Genomic DNA, 11407 nt, shown 5'->3' with positions numbered 1-11407 from the left:
TGCCCAACCCGCCGACGGCGCCGATCGCCACCGCGCAGCCCGCCACCGCGGCCTACGCCGCCCAGGCCCGGTCCGACCAGCCGGAGCCCGAGCCGGAGCCCACCGACGAGGTGCAGCGCCTGCGCGGCCCGGCGGCCCGGGTGGTCACCAACATGGAGGCCAGCCTGGAGGTGCCGACCGCGACGTCGGTGCGGGCCATCCCGGCCAAGCTGCTGGTCGACAACCGGATCGTGATCAACAACCACCTGGCCCGGGGCCGGGGCGGCAAGGTCTCCTTCACCCACCTGATCGGCTTCGCGCTGATCGAGGCGGTGGGCGAGATGCCGTCGATGAACGCCGCCTACCAGCTGATCGACGGCAAGCCCGGCGTGATGAGCCCGGCGCACATCAACCTGGGCCTGGCGATCGACCTGGCCAAGCCGGACGGCACCCGCCAGCTCCTGGTGCCCAGCATCAAGAAGTCCGAGACCCTCGACTTCGCCCAGTTCTGGTCCGCCTACGAGGACGTGGTCCGCCGCGCCCGCGGCGGCAAGCTCGGTGTCGACGACTTCGCCGGGACCACGATCTCGCTCACCAACCCCGGCACCATCGGCACCGTGCACTCCGTGCCGCGGCTGATGGCCGGGCAGGGCGCGATCATCGGCGTCGGAGCGATGGACTACCCGGCCGAGTTCGCCGGCACCAGCGACGAGCAGCTGAACAAGATGGGCGTCTCCAAGGTGCTCACCGTGACCAGCACCTACGACCACCGGATCATCCAGGGCGCACAGTCCGGCGACTTCCTGCGGATCCTGGCCCGCAAGCTGCTCGGCGAGGACGGGTTCTACGACCGGGTCTTCACCTCGCTCCGGGTGCCCTACGAGCCGATGCGCTGGGTGCGCGACGCCGCCCACGACCCGGACGCGGAGGCGATCAAGCCGGCCCGGATCGCGGAGCTCATCCACTCCTACCGCTCGCGCGGTCATCTGATGGCCGACACCGACCCGCTGGCCTACCGGCTGCGCAAGCACCCGGACCTGGACATCCAGAACCACGGACTGAGCGTCTGGGACCTGGACCGCTCCTTCCCCACCGGCGGGTTCACCGGCAAGACCCGGGCCACCCTGCGTCAGGTGCTCGCCCTGCTGCGTGACTCCTACTGCCGCACCACCGGCATCGAGTACATGCACCTGCAGGACCCCCGGCAGCGCAAGTGGCTGCAGGAGCGCCTGGAGTCCGGCTACGCGCCCACCCCCCGCGAGGACCAGCTGCGCATCCTGCGCCGGCTGAACGGGGCAGAGGCGTTCGAGACCTTCCTGCAGACCAAGTACGTCGGCCAGAAGCGGTTCTCCCTGGAGGGCGGCGAATCGCTCATCCCGCTGCTGGACGCCATCCTGTCCCGGGCCGCCGAGGGCGGTCTGGACGAGGTCGCGATCGGCATGGCGCACCGTGGCCGGCTGAACGTGCTGGCCAACATCGCCGGCAAGTCGTACGGGCAGATCTTCAGCGAGTTCGAGGGCAACCAGGACCCGAAGTCGGTGCAGGGCTCCGGCGACGTGAAGTACCACCTCGGCACCGAGGGCCACTTCACCGCCGAGTCCGGCGCGACCACCCGGGTGTACCTGGCCGCCAACCCTTCGCATTTGGAGGCGGTCGACCCGGTGCTGGAGGGCATCGTCCGGGCCAAGCAGGACCGGATCGACCTGGGCGGCGACGGGTTCTCCGTGCTGCCGATCCTGATCCACGGCGATGCGGCCTTCGCCGGGCAGGGCGTGGTCTTCGAGACCCTGAACCTGTCCCAGCTGCGCGGCTACCGCACCGGCGGCACCGTGCACCTGATCATCAACAACCAGGTCGGCTTCACCACCGGCCCGAGCTCCTCGCGGTCCTCGCAGTACGCCACGGACGTGGCCAAGGGCCTGCAGGTGCCGATCTTCCACGTGAACGGCGACGACCCGGAGGCCTGTGTCCGCGCCGCGGAGCTGGCCTTCGAGTACCGCGAGCAGTTCGACCGGGACGTCATCATCGACCTGGTCTGCTACCGCCGCCGCGGGCACAACGAGGGCGACGACCCCTCGATGACCCAGCCGCTGATGTACAACCTGATCGAGGCCAAGCGCTCGGTGCGCAAGCTCTACACCGAGTCGCTGGTCGCCCGCGGGGACATCACCCTGGAGGAGGCGGAGCACGTGCTGCGCGACTACCAGGCGCAGCTGGAGCGGGTGTTCGCCGAGACCCGCGAGGACGGCTGGACCCCGCCGACCGACGACGCCGAGCCGGTGGCCGGGCTGGAGCGCCCGGAGTCCCAGCGCGAGGACGCCGGTGTGATCATCGGTTGGCAGACCGCGGTCCCGGCCAAGTCGCTGGAGCGGATCGGCACCGCGCACGTGCGGGCGCCGGAGGGCTTCACCGTGCACCCCAAACTGGCCCAGCTGCTGGCCAAGCGCGAGCAGATGTCCCGCGAGGGCGGCGTCGACTGGGGCTTCGGCGAGCTGTTGGCCTTCGGGTCGCTGCTGATCGAGGGCACCCCGGTGCGGCTGGCCGGCCAGGACTCCCGGCGAGGGACGTTCGTGCAGCGGCACGCGGTGCTGCACGACCGGAACACCGGCGCCGAGTGGACCCCGCTGCTCTACCTGTCCGGCGACCAGGCCAAGTTCTGGGTCTACGACTCCTCGCTGTCCGAGTACGCGGCCCTGGGCTTCGAGTACGGCTACTCGGTGGAGCGCCCGGACGCCCTGGTGCTCTGGGAGGCGCAGTTCGGCGACTTCGTCAACGGCGCCCAGACCGTCATCGACGAGTTCATCAGCTCCGCCGAGCAGAAGTGGGGCCAGCACTCCAGCGTCGTCCTGCTGCTGCCGCACGGCTACGAGGGCCAGGGCCCGGACCACTCCTCCGCCCGGATCGAGCGGTTCCTGCAGCTGTGTGCCGAGGGCAACCTGGCGGTGGCCCAGCCGACCACCCCGGCGTCCTACTTCCACCTGCTGCGCCGCCAGGCCTACGCGCGGCCCCGTCGGCCGCTGGTGGTCTTCACCCCGAAGTCGATGCTGCGGCTGAAGGCCGCCGCGTCACCGATCGCCGACTTCACCTCCGGCACCTTCCGCCCGGTGATCGGCGACGACCAGGTCCGTGCCGAGGCGGTCGACCGGGTGCTGCTCTGCTCCGGCAAGGTCTACTGGGACCTGGTCGCGCAGCGGGAGAAGCTGGGCGACACCCGGACCGCGATCGTGCGGGTGGAGCAGCTGTACCCACTGGACACCGACTCGATGCGGGCCGCGCTGGCGCCCTTCGACGGTGCCGAGCTGGTCTGGGTGCAGGACGAGCCGCGGAACCAGGGAGCCTGGGGCCACCTGTCGCTCACCCTGCCGCAGCTGGTGGGCGCGCCGGTCCGGGCGGTCAGTCGTCCGGCGTCGGCCTCCACCGCCGCGGGCAGCGCCAAGGCGCACCAGGCGGAGCAGGCGGAGCTGCTGGCCGAGGCGTTCGACCGCTGATCGACCGCCTGCCGAGGCCGCTCGTCGCAGGCCGCTCGGTCCCTCGTGGACCGGGCGGCCTGCCGCGTGTGCGGGCGAAGGGTCCGACGTGATCCTTCCGGGGTGACCGCTCCGGTCCGATCGGTCGGCCACCGTCGATCCGTCGCGATCGGCCCGGCTCGGCTCGTTCAGGCGACCCGTTCGGCTTCCTCGGTGCAGGCGAACTGGCGGCGGTACGCCTGCGGGGTCGTGCTCAGCACCCGCGCGAAGTGGTGCCGCAGCACCGCCGACGTCCCGAACCCGCTGGACCGGGCGATCTCGTCCACCCCGGCACCGGTGCGCTCCAGCAGCTCCTGGGCCCGGACCAGCCGTTGGCGGGTCAGCCAGGCGGCGGGTGTGGTGCCGGTCTCCGCACGGAACCGCCGGGCGAAGGTGCGCTCGCTCATCAGGGCGCGCGCGGCCAGCTCCGGCACGCTGAGCTCCTCGGCCAGATGCTCGGTCATCCAGGCGAGCAACGGGGCCAGGGTGTCCGCGTCGCAGGGCAGCGGGGTGTCGACGTACTGCAGCTGGTTGCCGTCACGGTGCGGGGGCACCACCATCCGGCGGGCCACCCCGGCAGCGGCCCGGGCACCGCGCTCGGCCCGGACCAGGTGCAGGCAGGCGTCGATCCCCGCGGCCGTGCCGGCACTGGTGATCACGCCGTCGTCCTCCACGTACAGCACCGCGGGATCGACCTCGGCGGCCGGGAACCGGGCGGCCAGGTCGGCGGCGTACATCCAGTGCGTGGTGCACCGCCGACCGTCGAGCAGCCCGGCCTCCGCCAGGGCGAAGGCGCCGGAGCAGATGCTCATCACCCACGCGCCACGCTCCCGTGCGGAGCGGAGCGCGGCGAGCATCGACTCGGGCAGGGGGTAGTCGTCGCCGTAAGGCAGGGCGATCACCAGGTCGGCCTGCTCCGTGGCCTCCAGCCCGGCGTCCACGCGGACGCTCAGCCCGGTGCGCATCGGCACGTCGCCGGGTTCGGGGGTGCACACCGTCAGGTCGAAGCTCGGACCGCCCGTGTCGCGTCGGTCGATGCCGAACACCTCGGACACCAGGCCGAACTCGAACGGCGAGACACCGGGCGCCGCGATGGCGGCCACGCGCTGCAGCATGCTGGCAGTCTGCCACCGATCTGGCGGAAGATCGATGGCACGGGGCAGTGCTGCCACTGGTGGCGGAATATCCTCCGATCACAGACTTCTGCCATGACTCTGCTCTGGCTGATCGGCGCGCTGATCGTGTGGACCCTGATCCGGCTGGCCCTGGCCGTGCGCCGCGACGGCCTGGGCGAGCGCCGCCCACCCGCCTCGCACCACGACTGGACCGAACCACCCCGACCGGACTCCTGACCCGCGCGTCGAAATCGCCCGAACCGCCACACCTGAGAGACTGGCGCGATGGGCGGGCGCCGGGCCTGCCGCAGACCGAAGGGTGGGACCGTGGGCGAGCTGCCGCTGCGCCTGGTGGTGATCGGCGACGAGCTGACCGCCGGCGCCGGAGATCCGCGAGCGCTGGGATGGGTCGGCCGGGTCGTCGCCCGGACCACCGCCCCGCAGCCGCCCACCGTGCTGACCCTGGCCGTCCCCGGGGAGAGCACCAGTGAGCTCGCCTCCCGGTGGGAGCAGGAGGTCGACCGCCGCCGCTCCCCCGAGGCCGACAACCGCCTGGTGATCGCCCTGGGCCGCACCGACCTGGAGCAGGGCGTCTCGCTGGCCCGCAGCCGGCTCAACCTGGCGAACATCCTGGACGCCGCCGACCAGCGCCGGATGCCGGCCTTCGTGGTCGGACCGCCGCCCGGGGGCGGCATCGACGGCACCGGGCTCGCCGACCTGTCCGCCGCGTTCGCGGACGTGGCCGGACGCCGCCGGGTGCCCTACGTCGACACCTACCACCCGCTGGTCCACCACGAGCAGTGGCTGGCCGACCTCGCCGCCGGCGACGGCGCGCTGCCCGGCCAGGCGGGGTACGGCCTGATCGCGTGGCTGGTGCTGCACTCGCACTGGAACACCTGGCTCGGCCTGCCGGAGGACCTGGGCTGAGCCTCAGCGGCCCAGCGCCGCCTCGACCGCGGTGAGCGCACCGTTCAGCATGGTGCGCAGGGTGTCGGCGCCGAGCGTCCCGAGCCGCCCCTGGGCCTCCGCGGTCCGCAGGACGGCCCGCATCTGCTCGCGGAACTGGTTCAGCTCGGCCTCGCACTCCACCCGGAGCTGCTTCTGCCGCCGACGCCGATCGGCCGCGGCCTCCGCGTCCTCGCGCACCCGTCCCCGCGCGGCCAGCCGGGCCTCCTGCGCGGCTGCGGCGAGCTCGGCCCGGACCCCGGCCATCGCGCCGGTGACCTCGGCGCGCACCTGGGACGCCAGCGCCCGCACGGTCTCGGCCAGGTCGCGCTCCAGGGCGGCCAGCTCGTCGGCGTGCGCGGCGAGCTCCTCGCGACCGGTCTCGGTGAGCTCGTACTGCGCCTTGCGCCCGAGGTCGGTGCGCCGGACCAGCCCCTCCTCCTCCAACCGGGCCAGCCGCGGGTACACCGTGCCCGGGCTGGGCCGGTAGGTGCCACCGAAGCGCTCGGACAGTGCCGTGATCACCTGGTAGCCGTGCAGCGGTCCCTCGGCGAGCATCGCCAGCAGGTAGAGGCGCAGCTGGCCGTGCGCGAACACCGGGGGCATCAGGACTCGTCACCCGACGGGGCGCGCACCACGGTCAGGTCGCCGGAGACCGACCGTGTGGTGACGAAGCAGGTGGCACCCGGATCCCGCAGATCCACCTGGGTCCGTCCGGGCAACCGGTCGCCGCGCTGGACACCGTCCACCAGCACCCGGCCGCTGACCGAGGTCGCCTCGACGTTCACGCCGTGACCCGCGGGCAGCCGCACGGTGACGTCCCCGGAGACCGACTTCACCTGGCACATCGACGACGAGGAGCGGGTGTCCACCGCGACGTCGCCGGAGACGGTGTTCACGTGCACCCGGGTCAGCTCGCCACTGGCCGTCAGCGCGCCGGAGACGTCGTTCAGCCCGAGGTCGCCGACGTGCTCGCGCACCACGACGTCGCCGGAGACGCTGCGGACCGTGAGCGCCCCGCGGGTGCTGTCGGTGACGATCGCACCGGACACACTGGTCACCGTGGCGTCCTGCTCCACCCCGGCGAGCAGGAGCTCGGCCTCGACGGTGGAGACCGACGCCACGACGGCGCGGGGCACGGCCACGTGCAGGTCGATCCGGTCGCGCCGGAAGCCACCGGTGATCCGGCCGAGGAGCCCGTCCAGGCCCTCGCCGTCCCGCACCCCGGCCCACAGCGCACCGTCGGCGTAGGTGACCTCCAGCGGATGACCCTCGACCGAGTGCACCTCCAGCCGGACGTCGGTCCGGGCCGGGTCGTCGTGCGCCACGACGTCCACCCGCCCACCGGACACCCGGACGCGCAGGGCGTGCACGTCCTCCACCTCGATCACCTGCGGTCCGGAGACCACCCAGGACTCGGTCGCCATGCCACTCTCCCACCACGCGATGGATCTCGATCAGGACAGAAACACGTTATAACGCGTTACTACGTGAAGCAAGACCCCGCGAGGGACGGGACGGTCGGAGGCGGGTCAGGCGATCAGGCCCGCGGCGCGCAGCTCGACGGTGAGGTCCTGCGGGTTCGAGGCGGCCGCGCACGCCTCCTCGTAGGTGACGAGTCCGGCGCCGAACAACTGGACCAGGTGCTGGTCGAAGGTCTGCATCTTGTAGTACTCCCCGCTCCGGATCAGGTCCGCCAGCGGTTCGGCGCTCCCCGGGTCGACGATCGCCTCGGCGGTGCGGCCCGTGTTCACCAGCACCTCGATCACCGCGATCCGCCCGCCCCCGTCGGCGCGCCGGGCCAGCCGCTGGGACACGATCCCGCGCAGCGACTGGGACAGCGCCACCCGGATCTGCTGCTGCTCGTGCGGCGGGAAGAAGTCGACGATGCGGTTCACCGACTCGGCGGCGTCGATGGTGTGCAGCGTGCTGAGCACCAGGTGACCGGTCTCCGCCGCGGACAGCGCGGCCCGCACGGTCTCCACGTCCCGCATCTCACCGACCAGGATCACGTCCGGGTCCTGGCGCATGGCCGCACGCAGCGCCACGGTGAAGTCCGCGGTGTCCTGCCCGATCTCGCGCTGGGACACGATGCTGCGCTTGTCCGGGTGCAGCACCTCGATCGGGTCCTCGATCGTGACGATGTTGGCCTCGCGCACCGTGTTGATCAGGTCGATCATCGAGGCCAGCGTGGTGGTCTTGCCCGAGCCGGTCGGCCCGGTGACCAGCACCAGCCCGCGGGGCTCCAGGGCCAGCTCGCCGACGATCTCCGGCAGACCGAGCTCCTGCAGGGACTGCGCACCCACGCCGACCAGCCGGAACACCATGCCGTAGGTGCCTCGGGCCTGGTAGGCGTTCACCCGGAACCGACCGACGCCGGACAGCGAGAACGCGAAGTCGGCCTCGTGCCGGCGGGCGAAGAGGTCCGTCAGCTCCTCGGGCAGCACCTCCTCCAGCATGGAGGCGGTGTCCTTCGGGCTCAGGGAGGGCACCTGCAGCCGGCGCAGGCGCCCGTCCACCCGGACCCTGGGCTCGGAGCCGACCTTGACGTGCAGATCGGAGCCGCCGGCCTGGACCAGGGCGTGCAGCAGGGGGACGACGGACTGGGGCTGATCGCTCACAGGAGTCCTATCGGCCGCCGGAGGCCGGAGGATGAGGCCCGTGACACCGGCCGCCCCACGGATGTGGGACGATGGCGGGTGACAACCGGCGCATCAGCGCCAGGAGCCGAGGAGATGTCGATGAGCAAGCGTGGTCGCAAGCGTCGTTCCCGTGCGGGGAGCTCCGCCAACCACGGCAAGCGCCCCAACGCCTGAGCGCTGCCAGCAACGTACGAGGGCCCGGTGCACCAGCACCGGGCCCTTCGTCGTGTCTCAGCCCGCGGGTTCGACCCGCACGGACTCGACCCGCACCGTCGTCAGCTGCGCACGGATCCGCAGTTTGAGGTCGACCGGGGCCTCCTCCTGGCAGCAGCGCTTGACCAGGTCCTTGAGCACCTGATCCACCGCGACCTCGTCCAGGCAGGGCCGGCACTCCTCGATGTGGGACCGCACCTCGTCCGCGTCGGCGGTGGCCAGCTCCCGATCGAGATAGGCGAACAGGCGGTCCACCTTCTCGTCGCAGTCCGGCCCCCCGCAGGCCGACGTGTCCTTCGGCGCGTCCTCGCCGCTCATCGTGTCCTCCTCGAACCCGCAGCGTCGGCCCCCGACGCGTCGTCGCCAGCGCCGACCAGACCACGGTCCCGGGCGTAGTCGGCGAGCATCTCGCGCAACTGGCCGCGGCCGCGGTGCAGCCGGGACATCACCGTCCCGATCGGCGTTCCCATGATCTCCGCGATCTCCTTGTAGGCGAAGCCCTCGACGTCCGCGAGGTACACCGCCATCCGGAAGTCCTCCGGGAGTCGCGCGAGCGCGTCCTTCACGTCCGAGTCCGGCAGATGGTCCAGCGCCTCCGCCTCCGCCGAGCGCAGCCCGGTCGAGGTGTGCGACGCCGCCCGGGCGATCTGCCAGTCCTCGATCTCGTCCGCGCCCTGGGACTGCTGGGGCTGCCGCTGCTTCTTGCGGTACGTGTTGATGAAGGTGTTGGTCAGGATGCGGTACAGCCAGGCCTTGAGGTTCGTCCCCGGCCGGTACTGGTGGAAGGCGGCGAACGCCTTCGCGAACGTCTCCTGGACCAGGTCCTCCGCGTCCGACGGGTTCCGGGTCATGCGCAGGGCGGCGCCGTACAGCTGGTCCAGGTAGACCAGCGCCTCGGCCTCGAACCGCTCGCTGCGCGCTGCCTGGTCCTCCGACTCGGGCGCGCGTGTGGTGTCCTCGCTCATCGGGGCCGAGCCTAGTCGCGTCCGGGCGTCGGCGATCACCGACGGTCGCTCCAGGGTCATCGCACTCATGATCCGCACAACATGACAGGCACCACGGTCCATTCCCGGACTAGCGTGTGAGCTCGGACGGTCGCACCCGGACCGTCGAGTCGAGGAGGCACCATGCTGTTGCGCCGGATCGCCCGCCCGCTGTTCGCGTCCTGGTTCGTGGCCGAGGGCATCGACGCCCTCCGCCACCCGCAGGCCCACGTCACCACCGCCCGCACCGCACTGACCCGGCTGGACGCCACGGTCCCGGCCGACCTGGATCTGGACGAGCGGACGCTCACCACCGTGATCCGCGCGCACGGCGCCGCCACCGTGGCCGCCGCCGGACTGCTCGCGGTCGGCAAGGCGCCGCGGCTGGCTGGTGCCGCGCTCGCGCTGCTGACCTTCCCCCTGGCGCTGGCCGAGCTCGCCGTCGACAAGCAGCACCGCGGGCCGAAGGCCGAGCGGCGCCAGCGACTGCTGCGCCCGCTGGCCCTGACCGGTGGCGCGCTGATCGTCGCCGCCGACACCCACGGGCGGCCGAGCGTGCGCTGGCGCGTGGAGCACGCCCAGGCGGTGCGTGCGGCCGCCGCGAAGGCCGAGCAGGCACGCGAGGCGCTGCACCGGGACTGACGCCGGTCCGGACGCCGGACGGTCCGGACGGTCACGGCCGATAGCCTGGCTCCCATGACCGGCGCCGACGACCACCCGTCCCGCGACTACGACGGCACGCTGCCGCTGTGGTCCGCCCCGCGAGCCGACGGCCCGCTGGACGCCACGGTGGAGGTGCCGGGTTCCAAGTCGCTGACCAACCGCTATCTGGTGCTGGCGGCACTCGCCGACGGTCCGGGACGCCTGCGGTCGCCGTTGCGGTCCCGGGACAGCCTCTTGATGGCCGCGGCGCTCCGGCAGCTCGGGATCGGCGTCGAGGACGACCCGGAGCACCCCGGCGACTGGCTGATCGCGCCCGGTCCGGTCCGGGGCGGCGCCGAGGTCGACTGCGGGCTGGCCGGCACGGTGATGCGCTTCCTGCCGCCGCTGGCCCTGCTGGCCGACGGGCCGGTGCGCTTCGACGGCGATCCCGGTGCCCGGGTGCGGCCGATGGGCCCGGTGCTGACCGCGCTGCGCGACCTCGGCGCCCAGGTGGTCGAGGAGGGTGAGCCTGGCTTCCTGCCGTTCCGGGTGACCGGCGGGCCGCAGGTCCGCGGCGGAGCGGTGGACGTGGACGCCTCCGGCTCCTCGCAGTTCGTCTCCGGACTGCTGCTGACCGCCGCCCGGCTGCCCGAGGGACTCACCGTGCGGCACGTCGGCGCGACGCTGCCCAGCCTGCCGCACATCGAGATGACCGTGGCCGCCCTGCGGGACGCCGGCGTGGAGGTCGACGACTCGGTGCCCGGCACCTGGCGGGTCTCCCCGGCCCCGGTCGCCGCCCGGGACGTGCGGGTGGAACCGGACCTGTCCAACTCCGCGCCGTTCCTGTGCGCCGCGGTGGTCGCCGGTGGCACCGTACGGGTCCCGGGCTGGCCGGCCCGGACCACCCAGCCCGGCGGCCTCCTGCCCGGCATCCTCGAGCGGATGGGCGCCACCTGTTCGCTGGACGGCGACGTGCTGAGCGTGCGCGGCTCCGGTCAGCCGGTCGGGATCGACCTGGACCTGAGCGCCGCCGGGGAGATCGCGCCGACCATCGCCGCTGTCGCCGCACTGGCCCAGGGGCGCACCGTCCTGCGCGGCATCGCCCACCTGCGCGGCCACGAGACCGACCGGCTGGCCGCGCTGCGCACCGAGATCACCCGGCTCGGCGCCCGCGCGGAGGAGACCGCGGACGGGCTGATCATCGATCCGGCACCGCTGCACGCGGCCGTCGTGCGGTCCTACGCCGACCACCGGATGGCCACCTTCGGCGCACTGATCGGTCTGGTGACCCCGGGGGTCGCAGTCGAGGACGTCGCCACCACCAGCAAGACGATCCCGGACTTCACCGGGCTGTGGGACGCCATGCTGGTGCGGGGCTGACG

General features: G+C 72.7%; 11 protein-coding genes. 5 read left to right on the top strand and 6 right to left on the bottom strand.

What is annotated here, in order from left to right; all coding sequences use genetic code 11:
- Positions 1-3467, top strand: a 3467-nt coding sequence (locus OGL89_RS11880) for a multifunctional oxoglutarate decarboxylase/oxoglutarate dehydrogenase thiamine pyrophosphate-binding subunit/dihydrolipoyllysine-residue succinyltransferase subunit (protein ID WP_263120359.1), incomplete at its 5' end; no start/stop codon positions are given.
- Positions 3468-3634: 167 nt separating this feature from the next.
- Here OGL89_RS11880 and OGL89_RS11875 read toward each other — a convergent pair.
- Positions 3635-4600, bottom strand: coding sequence for a helix-turn-helix domain-containing protein (locus OGL89_RS11875; protein ID WP_263120358.1), 966 nt, complete (start codon positions 4598-4600; stop codon positions 3635-3637).
- Positions 4601-4693: 93 nt separating this feature from the next.
- Between OGL89_RS11875 and OGL89_RS11870 the strand changes: the two genes are divergently transcribed.
- The gene (locus OGL89_RS11870) at positions 4694-4837 is read left to right on the top strand and encodes a hypothetical protein (protein ID WP_263120357.1); all 144 of its coding nucleotides are present in this window, start codon (positions 4694-4696) and stop codon (positions 4835-4837) included.
- A 90-nt stretch (positions 4838-4927) separates the two neighbouring features.
- Positions 4928-5527, top strand: coding sequence for a GDSL-type esterase/lipase family protein (locus OGL89_RS11865; RefSeq protein ID WP_263120356.1), 600 nt, complete (start codon positions 4928-4930; stop codon positions 5525-5527).
- Between the two features lie 3 nt (positions 5528-5530).
- On the opposite strand, the gene OGL89_RS11860 is transcribed toward OGL89_RS11865, so the two are convergent.
- From OGL89_RS11860 to OGL89_RS11840, 5 genes are all read right to left on the bottom strand, one after another.
- Entirely contained in the window at positions 5531-6151 is a 621-nt protein-coding gene (locus OGL89_RS11860; RefSeq protein ID WP_263120355.1) for a PadR family transcriptional regulator, read from the bottom strand.
- The gene (locus tag OGL89_RS11855) at positions 6151-6972 is read right to left on the bottom strand and encodes a DUF4097 domain-containing protein (RefSeq protein ID WP_263120354.1); all 822 of its coding nucleotides are present in this window, start codon (positions 6970-6972) and stop codon (positions 6151-6153) included. Before OGL89_RS11855 ends, OGL89_RS11860 begins: the two co-directional genes overlap by 1 nt.
- Positions 6973-7077: 105 nt before the next feature.
- Positions 7078-8166: a type IV pilus twitching motility protein PilT gene (locus tag OGL89_RS11850; RefSeq protein WP_263120353.1), complete on the bottom strand. Its 1089-nt coding sequence runs from the start codon at positions 8164-8166 to the stop codon at positions 7078-7080.
- Between the two features lie 252 nt (positions 8167-8418).
- Positions 8419-8718, bottom strand: coding sequence for a mycothiol system anti-sigma-R factor (rsrA, locus tag OGL89_RS11845; RefSeq protein ID WP_263120352.1), 300 nt, complete (start codon positions 8716-8718; stop codon positions 8419-8421).
- A complete protein-coding gene (locus OGL89_RS11840) occupies positions 8715-9365 on the bottom strand; it encodes a sigma-70 family RNA polymerase sigma factor (RefSeq protein ID WP_263120361.1) in 651 nt (216 codons plus the stop codon). The genes rsrA and OGL89_RS11840 overlap by 4 nt, the downstream gene beginning before the upstream one ends.
- 162 nt (positions 9366-9527) lie before the next feature.
- On the opposite strand from OGL89_RS11840, the gene OGL89_RS11835 reads away from it, so the two are divergent.
- Both OGL89_RS11835 and aroA read left to right on the top strand, forming a co-directional pair.
- On the top strand, positions 9528-10025 hold the full coding sequence (locus OGL89_RS11835; protein WP_263120351.1) for a DoxX family protein: 498 nt from the start codon (positions 9528-9530) through the stop codon (positions 10023-10025).
- A 54-nt stretch (positions 10026-10079) separates the two neighbouring features.
- A complete protein-coding gene (gene aroA, locus OGL89_RS11830) occupies positions 10080-11405 on the top strand; it encodes a 3-phosphoshikimate 1-carboxyvinyltransferase (RefSeq protein WP_263120350.1) in 1326 nt (441 codons plus the stop codon).
- Positions 11406-11407 lie beyond the last annotated feature (2 nt).

The sequence above is a fragment of the Cellulomonas sp. RIT-PI-Y genome (genome assembly GCF_025642745.1).
Lineage (GTDB): Bacteria > Actinomycetota > Actinomycetes > Actinomycetales > Cellulomonadaceae > Cellulomonas.
Note: the sequence above shows the minus strand (reverse complement) of the source record. Positions and strands in the feature narration are given on the sequence as shown.

Bases quoted from the DNA above. Each gene is read 5' to 3' on its own strand.
- OGL89_RS11875 (WP_263120358.1), bottom strand. From the start codon at position 4,600: ATGCTGCAGCGCGTGGCCGCCATCGCGGCGCCCGGTGTCTCGCCGTTC.
- OGL89_RS11840 (WP_263120361.1), bottom strand. From the start codon at position 9,365: ATGAGCGAGGACACCACACGCGCGCCCGAGTCGGAGGACCAGGCAGCG.
- OGL89_RS11835 (WP_263120351.1), top strand. From the start codon at position 9,528: ATGCTGTTGCGCCGGATCGCCCGCCCGCTGTTCGCGTCCTGGTTCGTG.
- aroA (WP_263120350.1), top strand. From the start codon at position 10,080: ATGACCGGCGCCGACGACCACCCGTCCCGCGACTACGACGGCACGCTG.
- rsrA (WP_263120352.1), bottom strand. From the start codon at position 8,718: ATGAGCGGCGAGGACGCGCCGAAGGACACGTCGGCCTGCGGGGGGCCG.
- OGL89_RS11870 (WP_263120357.1), top strand. From the start codon at position 4,694: ATGACTCTGCTCTGGCTGATCGGCGCGCTGATCGTGTGGACCCTGATC.
- OGL89_RS11855 (WP_263120354.1), bottom strand. From the start codon at position 6,972: ATGGCGACCGAGTCCTGGGTGGTCTCCGGACCGCAGGTGATCGAGGTG.
- OGL89_RS11860 (WP_263120355.1), bottom strand. From the start codon at position 6,151: ATGCCCCCGGTGTTCGCGCACGGCCAGCTGCGCCTCTACCTGCTGGCG.